Raw genomic sequence first — 18,018 nt, 5'->3', positions numbered from 1 at the left:
AATAGCTCACTTATTAAATAATAAGTAATCGCAAACTTTCATTCCTAAACCTGATGGATATCATAACAATTCTGTTTAATTTTTTTGTTTAACAATTTTGTCAAAAATAATTTTTACTATAAATTTGCACAAATTTGTTTAACAAAAATGTCAAATCAAGCAAAAAAAGACCAAACACAGGAATTGATCAAGGAGACAGCGAAGAATTTATTCTTTGTGAAAGGAAAATTTGATGCTACTACGCAGGAGATTGCAGATGAAGCAGGAGTGAATAGAACGCTTATTAATTACTATTTCCGTTCAAGGGATAAGCTTATCCAGATCATCTTTGATGAAGCGCAAAGAGTAGAGCAGGAAAAATCGAAGATCATTCAGAATTCAGCTCTTCCTTTTAAAGAGAAGATCAGCAAGTTCATAGAAAGCAGCCTTTCTACAAGCCTTCAGTATCCTTATCTGGAAACATATATCGTATCACAGATCAATAAAGGAACTTGCCATCACAGAGAAATCGAAGAGGATATCCTGAATGATATGTACAAGGATATTGAAAAGGAAATGGAATTGGGAAATATTGAGAAAATGGCACCCGTTCAGTTTATTCTGAATATGGTTTCGCTGCTGGTATTCCCAAGTGCTGTAAGACCATTATTTATGGAGAATTTATTGATTAATGATGAAGAATATGATAAGATTATTTCTGAAAGAAGAGAGATCATTATCAATATGTTGTTTAAAAATTAAAAAACTAAAGTATTTCTGAAAATGATTCGTCATTTAGAAATAAATAATGAATGAAAATTAAATAAAAAATAAACGAAGTATAAAATTATGAATAGAAAACGTATAACTGCTACAAAGCTAAAAATTGGGATAGCTTCAGCATTTATGATTTTCGGCTCTACACTGATGTCTGCCCAGCAGCAGGTTTCCCTGCAGGAAGCAATAAAACAGGCACTTCAAAATAAGGCAGAAGCTAAAAAAGCTGCTTTACAGGTCAAAAAAGCCGAATACAAGATTGATGAAGCCAGAGCCGGTGCACTTCCACAGGTCAGTGCAACAGCAGGTTTAACCTATAATCCGATTATTCAGGAATCTTTGCTGGAATTTGGAGGTGAGAAAATCAGAGCACAGTTTGGGCAGCCCTGGGGATCAACAGCTTCTGTACAGCTTCAGCAGGCTATTTTTGACCAAAGAGTATTTACTGGACTTAAAGCGGCAAAATCAACAAGAGAATTCTATGTACTGAATGCTCAGTTAACCAATGAACAGATTATTGAAAATGTGGCAACAGCTTATTATCAGGTGTTTGTACAGGAGGAAAATCTTAAAACGGTAACAGCCAGCTATGCCAATACTGAAAAAGTAAGAAATGTTATTAAAAGTCTGGTTGATAACGGTTTGGCCAAATCAATCGATTTAGACAGAACAAATGTTCAGCTTACCAATATTGGTTCCAATAAGCAGACCTTAATCAACTCTGTTGAACTTTCAAAAAATGCTCTGAAGTTTTATATGGGAATCCCGATTTCTACAGATATCGAGCTTGAAGAAAAACAAATCGAACCAAAGCCTGAGCTGATTGCGAGCAATGTAGATCTTAATAACCGTACAGAACTTAAAGTTTTAAATAAAAACAGGGAACTTTTGGTTTTTAATAAAAAAGCGACTGAAGCTTATCTTTATCCCTCAGTAAATCTTACAGCAAACTACGGATGGGGAGCAAACGGAGCAAAATTCCCTTTGACCAATGGTCTTAGCAGAGGCGTTCTTTGGAGCGATTACTCAGCAATTGGTTTGAATGTAAATATTCCTATTTTCACGGGAGGAGCTACAAAAGCGAAGATCAACCAGGCAGAAATTGATATTAAGGATCTTGATGTTGATATTGAAAACACTCAGTTGAGCTTAAGTTTAGATTATAAAAATGCAGTTACCAATATGGAAAATGCATTAATTAATATCGAAAGCATGAAAGATAATGTAGGATTGGCAGAAAGAGTTCAGAAAAATACTCAGTCTAACTACCAGTATGGCCTGGCAACCCTTACAGAGGTACTGGATTCTGAAAATGCTTTGACACAAGCAAAACAGAACTATTCTAATGCACTGTTAGATTACAAGCAGGCAGAGATCAAGCTGATAAAAGCTAAGGGTGAACTAAACACACTACAAAACTTATAATAAACTAAAATGAAAAAAACTTTAATATATATCATCGTAGCAGCTGTACTGGTAGGGTTAGCCGCTTACAAGATTGCTGGTAACAAAGAAAAACAGACGCAGGAAGTAAAAGAAGTTGCGAAGCAGGTGGATAAAATCAATGTTAATATTGTAACCGTTACAAGAGAAAATATTGATACAGACTACTCAGCCAACGGTACTTTTATTCCTAAGCAGGAAATGAACCAGTCTTCTGAAATCTCAGGACGTATCGTAAGCGTTTTGGTAAAAGAAGGTTCAAGGGTAGGAGCAGGGCAGGTTTTGGCAACGATCAAAAAAGATGCTATCGAGGTGGATGTTACCCAGGCTCAGAACAATCTGCAGAATGCTATTATTGATAACCAGCGCTATGAAAACGCATACAAGACAGGAGGTGTTACAAAACAGCAGCTTGATAACTCAAGATTACAGCTTAAAAATGCTCAGGCTGCAGTAAAAGCTCAGGGAGTAAAAGTAAATGATACAAGCATCCGTGCAGGAATCAGCGGTACAATCAATAAGAAAATGGTTGAACCTGGAACAGTCGTTTCTCCTGGAACGTCAATGTTTGAAATCGTTAATATCAACAGTCTGAAACTTTCTGTTTTAGTAGATGAAAGCCAGATTGGAAAAATCCAGCTAGGTCAGGAAGTTCCGATTAAAGTAAATGTTTTGCCTGAAGATTCTTTCGTAGGTAGAATTACTTTCATTGCTCCTAAAAGTGATGCATCTCTGAATTTCCCTGTTGAAATTGAAGTACAGAACAGAGGAAACCTTAAGGCTGGTATGTATGCAACTGCTAAATTCAGTACAAACAACGGCGCAGAAACTCAGAATATGCTGACCGTTCCTGCAGAAGCGTTTGTAAATGGAGTAAGCTCAGGACAATTATTCGTTGTTCAGAATGGAGTTGCTAAATTGATCAAAGTAACCATTGGAAAAGTTTACGGAGATAAAGTTCAGGTTTTAAGCGGATTGAATGGAGGTGAGCAGGTAGTTACCAGCGGACAGATCAATCTGGACAACGGATCTAAAGTGAACATTATAAAGTAGCAGATCGATGAAGTTAGCAGAAATATCCATTAAAAGACCCTCGCTGGTAATTGTATTATTTACAATTCTGACGCTGGGAGGTATCCTGAGTTATACGCTCATGGGATACGAATTGATTCCGAAGTTTGAAACCAACATGGTAACCATTTCTACGGTATATCCGGGAGCTTCACCTGCAGAGGTGGAAACATCCGTAACCCGAAAGATTGAAGATGCCGTAGGTTCTTTGGAAAACGTTAAAAAAGTAGAATCTTCTTCATACGAAAGTTTATCCGTAATCATGGTTCAGCTGAACGACGGAGCCGATGTAGATTACGCTTTAAATGATGCACAGAGAAAGGTGAATGCTATTCTGGCAGACCTTCCGGAAGATGTAAAAGCACCGTCTCTGAACAAATTCTCTTTAGATGACTTACCTATTATCACGATGAGTATTTCATCTGATAAGCTGAACAGTAAAGACCTGTACGACTTATTGGATAAAAAGATTGAACCTATTTTCTCTCGTGTAAACGGTGTGGCTCAGGTTGACCTTGTAGGTGGACAGGAGAGAGAAATTCAGGTAAATCTTGATGAGAAAAAATTACAGGGGTACGGGCTTTCAATTGGAGATGTACAACAGGCCATTCTTTCATCAAACCTTGATTTCCCTACAGGAAGTTTGAAAACGAGAACTACAAAATCTACGATCAGACTTTCAGGAAAGTATAAATCTACGGAGGAAATGAATAACCTTGTTGTTTCCAATAAAAACGGTGCACAGGTACGTTTATCAGATATCGCAACAGTTTTTGACTCTCAGAAAGATGTTGAAAAAGTAGCGAGATTCAACCAGTTTCCGACTATTTTAATGCAGGTTAAAAAACAATCTGATGCAAATGCGGTAGCAGTATCTGAAAGTGTTCAGAAAACCATCAAAACTGTAGAAGATGCATACAAAGTTCAGGGAGTAAAAGTAAAAATCGTAAACGATACCACAGAATTTACCCTTGAATCTGCAAACCACGTTATTTTCGACTTATTCTTAGCGATTATCCTCGTGGCGATTGTAATGTTGTTATTCCTTCACAGTATCAGAAACGCCTTTATTGTAATGGTTTCTATCCCGGCTTCATTGGTGGCAGCCTTCATCGGAATGAACCTGATGGGATATACTTTGAACCTGATGAGTTTACTGGGACTATCCCTTGTGGTAGGTATCCTGGTGGATGACGCAATTGTAGTTCTGGAAAACATTTACCGTCACATGGAGATGGGTAAAAGTAAGATCAGAGCAGCATATGACGGAGCTTCAGAGATCGGATTTACCGTTGCTGCGATTACCCTGGTAATTGTGGTGGTATTCTTACCGATCGCGATGAGTTCAGGTCTTGTAGCCAACATCCTTGCCCAGTTCTGCGTCACGGTAGTTATTGCCACCTTGTTATCCTTATTGGCTTCATTTACCATCATTCCTTGGTTATCATCAAGATTCGGTAAACTGGAACATTTAACAGGTAAAAACTGGTTTGAGAAATTCATTCTTTGGTTTGAAGGATTAATTGAGAAATTTACCCACTGGATCACAGGAATCCTTGAATGGTGTCTGAAAACTACATTAAGAAGAATCTCAACAGTAGTGATCACATTTATTGTTTTAATCAGTTCATTCTTGCTGGTAGTATTCGGATTTATTGGAGGAGAGTTCTTCCCGCCAATTGACCGTGGTCAGTTCTTAGTACAAATGGAATTGTCAAAAGATGCAACCGTTGAAAAGACAAACCAATTAACATTAGAAGTTGAAAAATTCTTAAGAAACGATAAAGATGTTGTAGATCTTATTACAACAGTCGGACAGCAGTCTACAGGTTTTGGGGGTGCTCAGGCAACCACTTACCAGTCTGAGGTTCAGGTGAACTTAACAGATAAGTCTGAGCGTACAGAAAGTACCAACATCAAAGCTGCAAAAATAAAAAGACTGTTAGAGGAGAAATTCACAGGAGTTGAGTTTAAAACAGCTCCAATCGGTATTATGGGTGCTGAAAATGCTCCTATTGAAATGGTGGTGACAGGTCCTGATAACGCTACAGCAGTAAAAGAAGCAACGAGAATCCTTGAACTATTGAAAAAAGTTCCGGGAGCAGTAGATGCCGAATTGTCAACTGATACAGGTAGCCCTGAAGTTCAGGTAAGTATCGACAGAGATAAAATGTCTGCTTTAGGTTTAAACCTTTCAAGCGTAGGACAGACGATGCAGACAGCATTCAACGGAAATACAGACGGAAAATTCAGAGCCGGGGAATATGAATATGATATCAATATCCGTTTCGGAGATGTAAACAGACAATCTATTGATGATGTGAAAAACCTTATGTTTACAAACCCTCAGGGACAGCAGGTTCGTTTGAGCCAGTTTGCTAATGTGGAAATGGGTTCAGGGCCAAGTTTGCTGGAACGTAGAGACAAATCTCCTTCCGTAAAAGTAAGAGCAAAAGCTGTTGGTAGACCTGTTGGTGACGTAGCCAATGAGTGGGCGAATCAGTTCATGAACAGCACTAAAAAACCTGTGGGTGTAGATTACATCTGGAGTGGAGATATGGAAAATCAGCAGGAAGGTTTCGGTACATTGGGAATTGCATTATTGGCAGCTATCGTATTGGTGTACCTGGTAATGGTTTCCCTATATGACAGTTTCGTCTATCCTTTCGTGGTATTGTTCTCAATTCCGTTAGCAATGATCGGAGTAATGGTAATCCTTGCCTTAACAGCCAACTCACTGAATATTTTCACCATGCTGGGGATGATCATGTTGATTGGTCTGGTAGCGAAGAATGCGATCCTTATTGTTGACTTTACGAATGCAAGAAAGGCTGCAGGTGCCAATACCCACGATGCTTTGGTACAAGCCAATCACGCCCGTCTTCGTCCGATCCTGATGACCACCATTGCGATGATCTTCGGTATGTTACCGATCGCATTGGCAACAGGTGCCGGAGCTGAGATGAACAAAGGTCTTGCATGGGTAGTAATTGGTGGTTTAACATCATCACTATTCCTTACATTGATCATTGTACCGGTAGTATACTCTCTATTTGACTCTGTTCTAAGAAGAATGGGTAAAGATACTAAAGTAGACTACGAAGCTGAAATGAAAGCAGATTACGTACACAGAGAACTGAATGAAGACGGATTTACTCCGAAGCATTTAGACAAATAAATTAAACCTTTAATTAACCGAAAGCGCCTCAGATTTTCTGAGGCGCTTTTTTGTTGATATTTGATGATTTAAAATTGAGTTATATAGGTTTTGGCTAAAGCCATTGGATGATTTTTATTATTGTAAATGGGCTAAAGCCCATTTCTATTGATGATGATTATTGCGCATTAAGAAAATATTCAATAGGAGCGGGCTTTAGCCCGCTTAAATTTATAACAGCCAATATTGGCTTTAGCCAAAACATAACATCCGGTTTGGGCAACAAAAAAGCTCCCAGTAAAACTGAAAGCTCTTATATATTGTAATGTAAAAAATTAATCTGCCATAGCCTCTCCGGACTTTCTGTACACGAAGTTTCCGTAGATGTGTCTTCTTGCAAAACGGCTTGGTGAATCAGCATTAATCATTTTGATATACGTGTTTTTTGGAACTCCCATATACTCATACATATTTCCGTTCAGATGCTGAACCGTTAAAATTGATTTTTCAAGATAAAAATCCTGAATATTAGATTTTGTAATCGTTTCAGTATATTCTTCTTTGTACTTTTCCTGTGTTTCAGAATTAATGCTTACCAAAAAGTGATACGCTTCAATTACAGATTTGCTCTTTTCTTCAGCTTCCAGTTTTCCGGCTTCATCATTAATAAATTTATCAGGATGCGTATCTTTCATCACATTTCTGTAAATGGTCTTTAATTCTTTTAGAGTAACATTTTTATCTACTCCAAGAAGCGTTCTGTGCTCACCAATTTTTTTCATATCTCTAATCCTTATTTTCGGGGTGCAAAATTACGGATTTAAATCTGATAAACCATAACTTATTCATTATTAATTTATTTGAGTGTTTTTAAAGCATTAAATTATAATGATAAAGAGCTGCTATAGTGTGTATGGTCAACTTTCACAGCTCATTAAGATCTGATTGTAATGATTATTCAATCTGAAAATAAATAAAAACAGTACCCAATCTGAGTACTGCTAATATATTTTTCAATATTTAAATGCTTCAATCTTTTAATAAACCTATGGCTGATCACATGTTCTCTTCAGCCTGGTGAAAATCTTATCAAAATCCTTGTAAGAGGTCTCTTCATTATCACGCTTTTGTCTGAAACTGCTGTTGGCACAGTTGTGAAAACCCAGCCCAATCATATCGATTAATGCATAATCTTCTTTTTGAGGATCATTCATTTTGGCATCAAATCTTGCCATTACACCCTTGGGGTCAGCATTATTTTTGCTTTTAAGTTCAGTGTATGTTCGCCATGCTGCAAACATCTTTTCTCTGTCGGGCGAGGATATGGCATCAATCTGCTCTTTGCAGGTATCATAATATTTACTGTTTCTCAATGTGGAAGGATCAGAATAGGCAAGGATTTCTTCTTTATTAAGCTGGTATTCATTTTCAAAAGAATCGATAGTTTCTTCCATTAATTTTTTCCATTTGGGAAGATCAATTACTTTGAGGCTATACAATTCTTTTTTCTTTTCGTCATACTGCTTTTCCAGTTCCTGTAAATACGTTTCTCTGTTTTTACGGATTTCTTCAAGCTGGGCAATTTTAAAAACAGGCTGGGTATCAAATACAACCCCATTGAACTGATACAAAAGTTTGTTGATCCCATCTATTTCTTCTTTCTTATATTTAGCCGGGTCAAAATACCCTTTGTTGTCACAGTTAAAAGTCTGATAGCTGTAAGGGGTAAGATTGTTTGCTTTTGCAGGAGTTTTTTGTCCCCAAATAGTAATGGATAAGGCCAAAGCAAGCCCGATCATCATTTTTTTCATGTACATAACCTGTTGAAAGAATCCGAATTTTCTGAATTTCTATGCAAAATTAAGGCTTTAAATTGAAAATATAAAGGATTAAATAGATTTTCTCAATGGTTTTTGTAAATTTTATATGAATTTTGCACTAACGATTTAATACTTTAAAAATCTCAGACCGTAAAATTTTAAAAAACGAATAGTAATAAACTGATATAGAGTTGTTTTTGTTAAAAATAACTACTTACTTTAATAAATCTTTTAAAGCTTTCTCAAGATCCGGAAATTTGAAATGGAATCCTGCATCCTCAAGTTTCTTTGAGGAAGCCCGTGACCCTTCCAATATAGCAACAGCGAGTTCGCCAAATAATAGTTTCAGAACAAACCCGGGAACATTAGGCATAAATAAAGGTTTCTTAAGTACCTGGGCAATCTTTTTTGTCAGCTCTTTATTGGTGGCATGCTGTGGAGAGACTGCATTATAAGCTCCATCCATATTAGGATTTTTTAAAGCAAATTCATAAATAGAACAAATATCTTCAATATGAATCCAGGGCATGTATTGCTTGCCGCTTCCCAGAGGAGAACCGATATAATATTGGATAGGAGGGATCATTTTCTTTAATGCTCCGTCCTTTTCAGAAAGAACAACAGCGGTACGTATTTTGACAACTCTTTCTGCCAGATCCTGTTCCTTAAAATCATCAGAAGCCCTTTCCCATAAAACAACTACCTCACTTAGAAAATCGTTGCCTGGCGGATCTGTTTCTGTATAAATTTTTTCTGAAGTTTCCGTACCATAAAAATTAATTCCCGAAGCTGAAATAAAAGATTTTAGCCTGATCTTGTTTTTTCTTAAAGTTGTTCTCAGCAATTCCGCAGAATCTACACGGCTGGAAATCAGTTCTTTTTTTCTTTCCGGGGTCCAGCGCTTTTCTGAAATATTAGCCCCTGCAAGATGAATGATGTGGGACACATTCTCAAAGGCGGTCTCATCAATAGTTCCTTTTTTGATGTCCCATTCATATTCATGATTATGAACTTTTTTTCGGGTCAGAAACCTGATTTCGTATTCCTTATCTATTTTTTTTGCCAGTTCCTTGGCAATCATGCCGCCGGCACCTGTGATCAGAACGACTTCTTTCATAATTTTATATTTGTGGTGGGTTATGCCTGATTTTTTACAATCAGTACAAAATCATCTTCCAGAAGTTTATAACCGCAATCATAGATGAATTTGTATTCAGAACCGTTTTTATAAACTTTCAGGTTGGTAAAATAATCGAAATCAAAACCCAAGCCATCCAGTCTGGACCTGGGAACTTTTGTTTTACCATCGGTATTAATTTCCATCAGAATACGGTAATTCTTACGGAGTTTGTTGTTTACATTCCGCATCAGATTAGTAGAATCCTTATTCTGCTTATTGTTATAGGCGTTCCGACAGGCATCATTGCAGAATTTTTTATCAGATCTTCCAATGATCTTCTCGCCACATTCCAGACAATTCATGATTTTTATTTTAAGTGATGTTGGTGTCTTTTTTTTAACAGTCTTTTGAACATGCTGTGGGTAGGATAGCTTCTGTTGGGAGTAATATTATTAAAAAATAAGGCTACAATCAAAAGAATAATGCATCCGGAAAGAACAGGGGAGAGCACATACCAATAGCCCAGTTCCGGAATTTTTCCTGTAGAACTCACTGCAATCAGCGCTGTAGCTCCACCAGGTGGATGTAATGTTTTCGTATACTGCATCAATACAATGGAAAATGCTACTGCCAAAGGTGCCGAAAGCCAGATGATATCCGGAACAAGCTGATAGACGGTAACGCCTACCAATGCCGAAAGTACATGCCCGCCTATAAGGTTTCGGGGTTGGGCCAAAGGACTCTGGATAGCACCATAAATAAGAACGCTTGATGCTCCAAAAGAACCGATCAGGAATATATTTTCAGTTTCTGTGAGTGAATGAGACTGGATAAACGCAATGATCCCAATCCCGAAAAATGCTCCCAGAAATGACCAGAAATGTTCCTTATAATCAACAAGCGTCTCTTTATAAATCACATATTTTGAAACCCTGAATGTTCTTTTGAATGTCTTCTTCATTTACTCTTCTTTATCTTTTATAATTTAAATTAGATTTTCCGCGAACGGCTGTAAAACATGGTATGAATATAAATTCCTGCCGTAATTGTTCACAATACAGACCGCGTGTCAAAGATACGGAATTATCCGTTTGTAAATGGATAGGATTTGAATGATATAAGGACAGTTAAAAGTCATATTACTTTGTAAAAAAGAAAGCCAGAATAGAAATGTTCTATCCTGACTTTAGTATATTTTTTTGTAAAAGATGTTTGCTATTTTTTAAGTCTTTCGATCTCTTCTTTCAGCAGACCAATATATTCCTGCATGGTTTTTATGATTTCTATGCTTAATTCATTGCTGATATGCCCCATATTGTTGGCGGAGAAACCACTGTTACCAACGTTTGCTCCAGGGCTGTCATTAAAAACAGGATTTTCAATAATAATGGTAGCTTCCTCTTCTTCATAAATTTCGTCTACCGGAACATCTAAAAACTTAGCCAGCTTTTGCCATTCAGTCTGTGTTATAGATACACCACCGCTTTCTTTTCTGCTATAATTGGAGACGTCAGTGGGGATCACTTCAGCCATTTGCTGCTGAGTAAATCCTTTCATCTTTCTTACTGTACGTAGTTTTTCTTTTTGCATATCAGACGTTTTTACAAATTTGCAAAAAAAAATCAAATTAAAGAGAAAAAAATCCCTTGTCATAGATCTGTTTTTCCATGTTTTTTTAAAAAGAAAAATATTTTAGGAAGTGTTTTCATTTTATTAAATTTTTAATTAATCGGAGGTATTAATGCTTTTTAATTCTAATAAATTCTGTATAAAAAAGATTCTTTTTATTTTATTATCCGTTTTCAAACGGTTACAAACGAATTTAAATAGTTTATAACCGACTGAGAATGGGAAGCATCGCCATCTTTGCAACAGAGATTTGAGAAAGCAGTGAACGTCTCTTATCTGAATTATTAATCTTTAAAATATAAAAGTTATGTCACTAAGAAACAAAGTAACATTAATTGGTTACACAGGTAAAGAAGTTGAAATGGTAAACTTCGACAATGGAAACGTAAAAGCAAGTGTATCCTTAGCCACCAGTGATCATTACACCAATGCTAAAGGAGAAAAAGTAGAAGAAACGCAATGGCACAATTTGATTGCATTTGGGAAAACAGCAGAAATCTTTGAAAAGTATGTTCCTAAAGGAAAAGAAATAGCCATTGAAGGAAAGCTTACCTACAGATCATATGATGATAAAGATGGGATAAAGCGGTATATCACGGAAATTCGTGTAGATGAAATCCTACTGTTAGGAGGAAAATAACTTTAAAAACACCTATGATGAGAGTGAAAATTTTTAAAATCAGGCTGCCTGAAGAATTTCTCTACAAAGATCAGAAAATGCTGGATGATTTTCTGGAAGGTAATGAAATTATGAAAGTAGAAACAGCTTTTGTGAGTGAAGAAAAGTATTGGTCTGTCATATTGTATTTTGAAGACTTAAAGCTTGCAAAAAGTACAGTAAAAGAATCCAAGGCAATTAAATATTCTGCAGAAAATGATCTTTTGAATACAGATGAAGAAAAGATACTGGATGCTCTGAAGCTTTGGAGGTCAGAAAAAGCACGGGAACATAATCTTCCTACTTATTTCATCGCAAGTAACAAAGAACTGATATCTGTTGCCAAGTATAAACCTGCTAAGAAAGAAGAATTGCTGGAGATCAAAGGGTTCGGGAAGCATAAGATTGAAAATTATGGTGAAGAAATTCTTGAAATCCTTGAAAGCTTATGACTTTTTTGGAATAATTGATAACATCACAAGAAAAGCTGAGGGAAGACTTTCTTCAGCTTTTTATACTATGTAAAATTCCTTTCAATTCCGTACTTTTGCATTTATCAAAATGACATACAACAAATGAAGCCAAGTTTAGCAAAAGGGACGAGAGATTTTACGGCACAGGAAGTTTCCAGAAGAAAATATATCATCAATATTTTACAGAATAATTTTGAATTATTCGGTTTTCAACCATTGGAAACCCCAAGCTTTGAAAATCTTTCTACTTTAACAGGAAAATACGGAGAAGAAGGTGACCGCTTAATTTTTAAAATTTTAAATTCAAGCATCAATGAAGCAAAAGAAGAGAAAAAAACTCAGATGCTTCATGACTTTCAAAAAGCATTGGAAAAGCCATTCAGTGCAGAGAGCCTTACTGATAAAGCCCTTCGTTATGACCTTACCGTACCCTTTGCAAGATTTGTAGCGATGAATCATGGTAAACTGACGTTTCCATTCAAACGTTCTCAGATCCAGCCGGTGTGGAGAGCAGACAGACCTCAGAAAGGAAGATTCAGAGAATTTTATCAGTGTGATGCCGACGTTGTAGGAAGCGAGAGTTTACTACAGGAAGTAGAGCTGGTTCAGTTGTATCTGAAATCTTTTGCAGATCTGAAAGTTCCTGTAACCATTCATATGAACAACAGAAAGATTCTATCCGGATTGGCAGAATATGCAGGAATCACAGATAAGTTGATAGATTTCACTGTAGCATTAGATAAGCTGGATAAAATAGGTAAAGACGGAGTTGTAAAAGAATTACTGGAAAGAGAAATTTCTCAGGAATCTATTGATAAGCTGAATTTCTTGTTCAGCCAGTCGGATGATGCGCTGGACAATCTTCTTCAGCTGAAAGAGAAATTTGCAGGAAATGAAATCGGTCTGAAAGGAGTGGAAGAACTGGAATTTGTTCTTACACAATCGCTGAACCTGGGTGTGGATATTCAAAATCTGGTATTCAATATTACACTGGCGAGAGGTTTAGACTATTATACAGGAGCTATCTTTGAAGTGAAAGCAGATGAAGTTGCCATGGGATCTATCGGAGGTGGCGGTAGATATGATAACCTTACTGAAGTGTTTGGCGTTAAAAATATTCCTGGAATAGGAATTTCATTCGGATTAGACAGAATTTATCTTGTGATGGAAGAACTCAATCTATTCCCTGAAGAAGCATCAGCCAAAATAGAATATCTGTTTGCTAACTTTGGAGGTGAAGGAATTACAGATGCATTGAAGCTGATCATGCAGCTAAGAGCCAAAGGAATTTCAGCAGAGTTATATCCTGAAAATGCAAAGATCAACAAACAGTTTACCTATGCTGAAAAGAAAGGCATAAAGAATCTTGTTTTCCTGGGTGAAGAAGAAATTAAAAATAATACGGTTACTTTTAAAGATCTTGAAGCAGGAGAGCAGAAAACGGTTTCCTTAGAAGAGTTTTTAGGAGAATAATAGGATAGATACATAAAAAAACAAATCAACCACAAAAGTAATTTTGTGGTTGATTTGTTTGATGGATGCTAAGATTTAAATACTTTTGAGTAAAAAAGGAATGACTAATAATTGTGCATTGTGTACTACAGAATTAACATCCATGGATACGCTTTTGGGAGCAAATATGCTTTCAGATGGTAATGTTTTATGCAATAAATGTTTAAATAAAGTAACTGATATCAATGAAGAGTTGCTTTATAATCTTAATAAATTCAGCATTCATGATATCAGTAAAATGCTGAGCAAAGAGAAAACCGAAGAAGTTCAGGCAGTAATGACTGCAGACCAGAACCTTCCTGCAATGGCAGATTATGACTCTCATCAAATCCCAAAAGAGGTTTATAAACGAAGGCACCAGAAAATAAAGAAGGAACTGGAAATGCTTCATGCTAATCTGTCCGTCTTTACCAAAGGAGAAATTAAAGAACTTCCGTATTTGATTTCAGAAGATGAGCAGATCATCGCTATTACAGATGCTCAGTTTGTGAATACTTTGGCAGCAGGAATATTGGTGGCAACACCGTTGAGGCTGATTTCAGTATCAAAAGCAATGTTTGGCGATGCAAAAATCAATAATTATCCAAACGAAACCATTAAGGCTGTAAGTTTTGTAACAGATCCCAGATCACCAATTATTAAATTACATCTTGACGAAAGAGTGGTAGCGTTTGAATGCTTTATGGATAAAGATGATGCAGAAAATTTCTATGACAAGATAAAAGGTATTTATAATCATCCTAAAGAACAATCTCCAAAACAAATTGATAATGTGGTAAACAAAGGAATTTCATCAGAAGAAATTCTAAACCAGCTTGAGAAATTAGGAAAATTGAGTGAAAACGGAATCTTAACCGATGCCGAATTTGCTGAGCAAAAAAAGAAACTGCTGGAGCAATTAAAATAAAATTTGTAAACCGAATTATGAAGGATAAAGTATCTTCAAAAATAGTAGAGAGCTGGCTTAAAGGATGGTGCCTGTCAAGAGAAGTATCTTTTCTCCTTCCCTATAACTCCGGGTTTTATGTAAATGTAGGAGATGAAAAGCAAAAAGAACGTTTTGTGTTTCCTGAGCTTAATGATGATTTTTTCCAGCATGCCCATTCAATTGATGATCCGTGGATTTATCTGAAAGTATCTGCTTCTCCTGATGAATTTATACATAGAATTCCCGAAAGGTGGAAACTGCAGCCACAGGGATATATGATGACCTGTTTTCATCCTATGAATTTTGCGGAAATGAATCTTGCAGAAGGATATCATTTAGAATTTTCTGAGTATAATACAACCTTTGTTGTCAGGATTGTAGCGGAAAATGGTGAACAGGCTTCTATTGGCCGTGTTTCTCTTATTGATGACGTTGCAGTGTATGACAGGATTATTACCGAAACAAATCATCAAAGGAAAGGGCTCGCTCGTTTTTTATTGAAAGAATTGGAAAAGATCGCTTTGTATAAAGGTTTTTCAAATAATCTTTTAGTGGCTACAGAAGAAGGAAAACTATTGTATGAGACTTTGGGCTGGAAGCTGTATTGCCTGCATACTTCTGTAGTGATTCCTTCAGAAGGCTGATTTTTTTATGGAATTAAATTTTTTATTACAAAAAAAACTAATTTAGCCCTGTAAACTAATACTATGAGTAAAAAATCAAGACTAGACGAAATAAGAGAAGAACTTAAAAAGCTGGATATCAGCCCTACCATATTTGCCCGGAAAGAAATTCATGAATTACCGGATATCCTTTCACCGGAGGAAAGAATTGTATATCTGGTAGAAGGCAGAAATAAACTGAACAATCATCATATCATCTTAGTAGCCACTGACAGAAGACTGATTTTTGTGGATAAGGAATTCATGTACGGATTGAAAGTGGAAGACTTTTCTTACAGTAAGATAAGCTCCATACAATATGAAACAGCATTTTTACTGGCTTCCATAGATATTCAGGTTACAGATGATATGGTAGAGATTGATGGAGTAGGAAAGTATCATGCTGAACTGTTCTGCGAAAAAGTAAGAGAATTCATGTCCCATCCGGAAACACATTTTCAGAGCAAATCTGAACCTAGTGTTTTAGATCAGTTGGAATAATTGGGAAGATTAAAAGAAACGGGAGTTCTAAGTGAAGACGAATTTCTTGAGCAAAAGAAGAAATTGATAGATAAATTATGATCAATGTATGCTGGTAATAAAAATTATTTTATAGGAAAACTCACACTTTTTTAACTTAAACCATGGAAAATTACTTAGAAATTAATAAAAAATCATGGAACGCTAAAGTAGAACCTCATCTGAAATCGGATTTCTACTTTGTAGATGAATTTTTAAAAGGAAGAACATCCCTGAACTCAATAGAATTAGATCTTCTTGGAGATATAAAAGGAAAGACTATTCTGCATTTGCAGTGCCATTTTGGGCAGGATTCTATTTCCCTGTCAAGAATGGAAGCAAAAGTGACCGGAATTGATCTTTCTGATAAAGCTATTGATACCGCCGGAGATCTTGCAGAAAAATGCGGTACCGATACAGAATTTATCTGTTCAGATGTGTATAATTTGCCAAATGTTCTGGATCAGAAATTTGATATCGTTTATACAAGCTATGGTACAATAGGATGGCTTCCCGATCTTGAAAAATGGGCAGATGTTATCAATCATTTTCTGAATCCGGGAGGAAAATTCATTATGGCAGAATTTCACCCTGCCGTCTGGATGTTTGATGATGATTTTACAAAAGTAGCTTATAGCTATTTCAATGAAAAACCGATTGTAGAAACTTATGAAGGAACATATGCGGATCAGTCTGCATCCATCGTGCAGGAATATGTTATGTGGAATCATTCTTTGGCAGAAGTCCTTGATAATTTGATTAAAAAAGATTTACAACTGAATACTTTCCGGGAGTTTGACTGGTCACCATATCCTTGTTTCAGACACGTAGAAGAATTTGAAAAAGGGAAATGGAGAATTCCACAGTTCGGCAATAAAATACCTCTTGTGTATGCGCTGGCAGCACAGAAAAAATAAAACCACAATGGTTAACAAAAATAAAAAGTCATCGTAAGTACTATTACGATGACTTTTTCCTATATATGAATGTTAAAAAAACTGCTCTGTGTTGGCTAGCTTAGGGAATCCTCAGCTTTTGTTTTTACTTCGTCCACTTTATTCTGAACCTGGGAAGCAACATCATTGGCTTTGCTCTTAAGGTCATTTCCCCATTTATTAAGATTGTCTTTTGCAGTATTGATTTTATCCTTTACAGCTTGTTGATCTTCAGGGCTTGAATTCTTATATTTCCAATAAGCTAATGCACCTAGTCCAAGTAAAGCTAATAATCCTTTTGTCTTGTTTCCCATGATTTCTATTTTTTTATGTTATTACTATTACAATTTGTTGTTATGAATAATGTAAAATACGTGCCAAAAAAATAAATGGACTTATAAAAAAATGTTAAATTTAAGAGAAGACTTCAAGTTTTTCGCCATCAAAACTGGCGAAAACCATAGTAGGATACGAATCCCTATGATAGATATTTCCATCTTTATCAATAGCGATAGCACCTGCGAATCCATCAATAGTTTTAAGTTCATCAAATGTTTTGCTGAAAGCCTGTTCAAGGCTCATACCATCCGTAACTCTGGTTACAATTTTGGCAGCAGTAGCATTGCTGACAATATCTTCACCTACACCAGTACAACTTACCGCACAGAAAGCATTGGCATAATTTCCTGCCACAGTGGCAGAATCTGAAATTCTTCCGGGAATTTCAAACCCTTTTCCTCCGGTAGACGTGGCAACAGCCAGTTTTCCTTCATGGTCAATGGCTACACAGCCTACAGTTCCTTTACCTCCATTGGCTAGTTTGGCCTCATACTCTTTTCTTCTCTGGGGAATTTCCGTAGAAAAATTTTCGAAACCATTTTCTGTAGCATATATTTTGGCACCATTTCCTCCTAAAACTCTGTCATCCTCACGGATAAGATCTTTAGCAACAAAAATAGGATTCTGTACATTCTGAATATTAATGACACCGCTTAGTTTCTGAGTGTTCCCGTTCATGATGGCAGCACTCATACGGATTACACCATCACTCTGGATTTGAGAACCGATTCCCGCATTATATAACGGATCATCTTCCAGTAAGGAAACAGCATAGGCAACGGTATCAAAAGCCGAATGTGTTGTAAGATAGTCGAATGCCTTTTGAGCAATTTCTTTTAATGAATCCTGTTTTGCTGTTTTTACTTCGTGGCTTTGGTCGCTTTCAGAAAAAAAACCTCCGTGGATAATTACTTTCATAAAATTATAGATGATGATTGATAAATGATATTCTTTTACGAAGTTAATTAATAAAAGATAAAAGATAAAAGATAAAAT

General features: G+C 36.3%; 19 protein-coding genes. 11 read left to right on the top strand and 8 right to left on the bottom strand.

Annotation, left to right across the window (positions count from 1 at the left end):
• The first annotated feature begins 147 nt into the window (after positions 1-147).
• The 4 genes from C8D70_RS02770 to C8D70_RS02755 all read left to right on the top strand — a co-directional run bounded on the left by C8D70_RS02770 (position 148) and on the right by C8D70_RS02755 (position 6,448).
• Entirely contained in the window at positions 148-741 is a 594-nt protein-coding gene (locus C8D70_RS02770; RefSeq protein ID WP_076597781.1) for a TetR/AcrR family transcriptional regulator, read from the top strand.
• An 87-nt stretch (positions 742-828) separates the two neighbouring features.
• Entirely contained in the window at positions 829-2,181 is a 1,353-nt protein-coding gene (locus C8D70_RS02765; protein ID WP_076597780.1) for a TolC family protein, read from the top strand.
• Between the two features lie 9 nt (positions 2,182-2,190).
• A complete protein-coding gene (locus C8D70_RS02760; protein ID WP_076597779.1) occupies positions 2,191-3,252 on the top strand; it encodes an efflux RND transporter periplasmic adaptor subunit in 1,062 nt (353 codons plus the stop codon).
• 7 nt (positions 3,253-3,259) lie between these two features.
• Complete coding sequence (locus C8D70_RS02755) at positions 3,260-6,448, top strand: efflux RND transporter permease subunit (protein ID WP_110366298.1); 3,189 nt, start codon at positions 3,260-3,262, stop codon at positions 6,446-6,448.
• Between the two features lie 314 nt (positions 6,449-6,762).
• Here C8D70_RS02755 and C8D70_RS02745 read toward each other — a convergent pair whose 3' ends face one another.
• The 6 genes from C8D70_RS02745 to C8D70_RS02720 all read right to left on the bottom strand — a co-directional run bounded on the left by C8D70_RS02745 (position 6,763) and on the right by C8D70_RS02720 (position 10,957).
• Positions 6,763-7,209: a KTSC domain-containing protein gene (locus tag C8D70_RS02745; protein ID WP_076597776.1), complete on the bottom strand. Its 447-nt coding sequence runs from the start codon at positions 7,207-7,209 to the stop codon at positions 6,763-6,765.
• Positions 7,210-7,473: 264 nt separating this feature from the next.
• Complete coding sequence (locus C8D70_RS02740; protein WP_110366296.1) at positions 7,474-8,238, bottom strand: hypothetical protein; 765 nt, start codon at positions 8,236-8,238, stop codon at positions 7,474-7,476.
• 223 nt (positions 8,239-8,461) lie between these two features.
• Positions 8,462-9,364, bottom strand: a complete 903-nt coding sequence (locus C8D70_RS02735) for a TIGR01777 family oxidoreductase (RefSeq protein ID WP_110366295.1) — start codon at positions 9,362-9,364, stop codon at positions 8,462-8,464.
• 20 nt (positions 9,365-9,384) lie between these two features.
• Complete coding sequence (locus C8D70_RS02730; protein WP_110366294.1) at positions 9,385-9,729, bottom strand: hypothetical protein; 345 nt, start codon at positions 9,727-9,729, stop codon at positions 9,385-9,387.
• Between the two features lie 5 nt (positions 9,730-9,734).
• Positions 9,735-10,328 (bottom strand): HPP family protein, encoded by a 594-nt coding sequence (locus C8D70_RS02725; protein ID WP_110366293.1) that lies wholly within the window; start codon positions 10,326-10,328, stop codon positions 9,735-9,737.
• 254 nt (positions 10,329-10,582) lie between these two features.
• Complete coding sequence (locus tag C8D70_RS02720; RefSeq protein WP_228407962.1) at positions 10,583-10,957, bottom strand: helix-turn-helix domain-containing protein; 375 nt, start codon at positions 10,955-10,957, stop codon at positions 10,583-10,585.
• A gap of 346 nt (positions 10,958-11,303) precedes the next feature.
• Here C8D70_RS02720 and C8D70_RS02715 point away from each other — a divergent pair, with 346 nt between their 5' ends.
• The 7 genes from C8D70_RS02715 to C8D70_RS02685 all read left to right on the top strand — a co-directional run bounded on the left by C8D70_RS02715 (position 11,304) and on the right by C8D70_RS02685 (position 16,665).
• The gene (locus tag C8D70_RS02715) at positions 11,304-11,636 is read left to right on the top strand and encodes a single-stranded DNA-binding protein (RefSeq protein ID WP_076597771.1); all 333 of its coding nucleotides are present in this window, start codon (positions 11,304-11,306) and stop codon (positions 11,634-11,636) included.
• A gap of 17 nt (positions 11,637-11,653) precedes the next feature.
• Positions 11,654-12,106, top strand: coding sequence for an HRDC domain-containing protein (locus tag C8D70_RS02710; RefSeq protein ID WP_110366291.1), 453 nt, complete (start codon positions 11,654-11,656; stop codon positions 12,104-12,106).
• Positions 12,107-12,229: 123 nt separating this feature from the next.
• On the top strand, positions 12,230-13,600 hold the full coding sequence (gene hisS / locus C8D70_RS02705; protein ID WP_110366290.1) for a histidine--tRNA ligase: 1,371 nt from the start codon (positions 12,230-12,232) through the stop codon (positions 13,598-13,600).
• A gap of 100 nt (positions 13,601-13,700) precedes the next feature.
• Positions 13,701-14,546 carry a PH domain-containing protein gene (locus tag C8D70_RS20985; protein WP_228407961.1) on the top strand — a complete coding sequence of 282 codons (846 nt, stop codon included), beginning with the start codon at positions 13,701-13,703 and terminating at the stop codon, positions 14,544-14,546.
• A gap of 17 nt (positions 14,547-14,563) precedes the next feature.
• On the top strand, positions 14,564-15,211 hold the full coding sequence (locus C8D70_RS02695) for a GNAT family N-acetyltransferase (protein ID WP_110366289.1): 648 nt from the start codon (positions 14,564-14,566) through the stop codon (positions 15,209-15,211).
• A gap of 63 nt (positions 15,212-15,274) precedes the next feature.
• Positions 15,275-15,730, top strand: coding sequence for a PH domain-containing protein (locus C8D70_RS02690; RefSeq protein WP_110366288.1), 456 nt, complete (start codon positions 15,275-15,277; stop codon positions 15,728-15,730).
• A gap of 143 nt (positions 15,731-15,873) precedes the next feature.
• The gene (locus C8D70_RS02685) at positions 15,874-16,665 is read left to right on the top strand and encodes a class I SAM-dependent methyltransferase (RefSeq protein WP_110366287.1); all 792 of its coding nucleotides are present in this window, start codon (positions 15,874-15,876) and stop codon (positions 16,663-16,665) included.
• Between the two features lie 95 nt (positions 16,666-16,760).
• On the opposite strand, the gene C8D70_RS02680 is transcribed toward C8D70_RS02685, so the two are convergent.
• Both C8D70_RS02680 and C8D70_RS02675 read right to left on the bottom strand, forming a co-directional pair.
• Positions 16,761-16,997, bottom strand: coding sequence for a YtxH domain-containing protein (locus C8D70_RS02680; protein ID WP_034695510.1), 237 nt, complete (start codon positions 16,995-16,997; stop codon positions 16,761-16,763).
• 100 nt (positions 16,998-17,097) lie between these two features.
• Complete coding sequence (locus C8D70_RS02675) at positions 17,098-17,940, bottom strand: isoaspartyl peptidase/L-asparaginase (protein ID WP_076597763.1); 843 nt, start codon at positions 17,938-17,940, stop codon at positions 17,098-17,100.
• Between the last annotated feature and the right edge of the window lie 78 nt (positions 17,941-18,018).

It is taken from the genome of Chryseobacterium sp. CBTAP 102 (assembly GCF_003201365.1).
GTDB lineage: Bacteria > Bacteroidota > Bacteroidia > Flavobacteriales > Weeksellaceae > Chryseobacterium > Chryseobacterium candidae.
This window is presented reverse-complemented; position numbering and strand designations above follow the sequence as displayed.

Bases quoted from the DNA above. Each gene is read 5' to 3' on its own strand.
- C8D70_RS02690 (WP_110366288.1), top strand. From the start codon at position 15,275: ATGAGTAAAAAATCAAGACTAGACGAAATAAGAGAAGAACTTAAAAAG.
- C8D70_RS02745 (WP_076597776.1), bottom strand. From the start codon at position 7,209: ATGAAAAAAATTGGTGAGCACAGAACGCTTCTTGGAGTAGATAAAAAT.
- C8D70_RS02770 (WP_076597781.1), top strand. From the start codon at position 148: ATGTCAAATCAAGCAAAAAAAGACCAAACACAGGAATTGATCAAGGAG.
- C8D70_RS02715 (WP_076597771.1), top strand. From the start codon at position 11,304: ATGTCACTAAGAAACAAAGTAACATTAATTGGTTACACAGGTAAAGAA.
- C8D70_RS02735 (WP_110366295.1), bottom strand. From the start codon at position 9,364: ATGAAAGAAGTCGTTCTGATCACAGGTGCCGGCGGCATGATTGCCAAG.
- C8D70_RS02765 (WP_076597780.1), top strand. From the start codon at position 829: ATGAATAGAAAACGTATAACTGCTACAAAGCTAAAAATTGGGATAGCT.
- C8D70_RS02725 (WP_110366293.1), bottom strand. From the start codon at position 10,328: ATGAAGAAGACATTCAAAAGAACATTCAGGGTTTCAAAATATGTGATT.
- C8D70_RS02740 (WP_110366296.1), bottom strand. From the start codon at position 8,238: ATGAAAAAAATGATGATCGGGCTTGCTTTGGCCTTATCCATTACTATT.
- hisS (WP_110366290.1), top strand. From the start codon at position 12,230: ATGAAGCCAAGTTTAGCAAAAGGGACGAGAGATTTTACGGCACAGGAA.
- C8D70_RS02685 (WP_110366287.1), top strand. From the start codon at position 15,874: ATGGAAAATTACTTAGAAATTAATAAAAAATCATGGAACGCTAAAGTA.
- C8D70_RS02680 (WP_034695510.1), bottom strand. From the start codon at position 16,997: ATGGGAAACAAGACAAAAGGATTATTAGCTTTACTTGGACTAGGTGCA.
- C8D70_RS02710 (WP_110366291.1), top strand. From the start codon at position 11,654: ATGAGAGTGAAAATTTTTAAAATCAGGCTGCCTGAAGAATTTCTCTAC.
- C8D70_RS02760 (WP_076597779.1), top strand. From the start codon at position 2,191: ATGAAAAAAACTTTAATATATATCATCGTAGCAGCTGTACTGGTAGGG.
- C8D70_RS02755 (WP_110366298.1), top strand. From the start codon at position 3,260: ATGAAGTTAGCAGAAATATCCATTAAAAGACCCTCGCTGGTAATTGTA.
- C8D70_RS02730 (WP_110366294.1), bottom strand. From the start codon at position 9,729: ATGAATTGTCTGGAATGTGGCGAGAAGATCATTGGAAGATCTGATAAA.
- C8D70_RS02695 (WP_110366289.1), top strand. From the start codon at position 14,564: ATGAAGGATAAAGTATCTTCAAAAATAGTAGAGAGCTGGCTTAAAGGA.
- C8D70_RS20985 (WP_228407961.1), top strand. From the start codon at position 13,701: ATGACTAATAATTGTGCATTGTGTACTACAGAATTAACATCCATGGAT.
- C8D70_RS02720 (WP_228407962.1), bottom strand. From the start codon at position 10,957: ATGCAAAAAGAAAAACTACGTACAGTAAGAAAGATGAAAGGATTTACT.
- C8D70_RS02675 (WP_076597763.1), bottom strand. From the start codon at position 17,940: ATGAAAGTAATTATCCACGGAGGTTTTTTTTCTGAAAGCGACCAAAGC.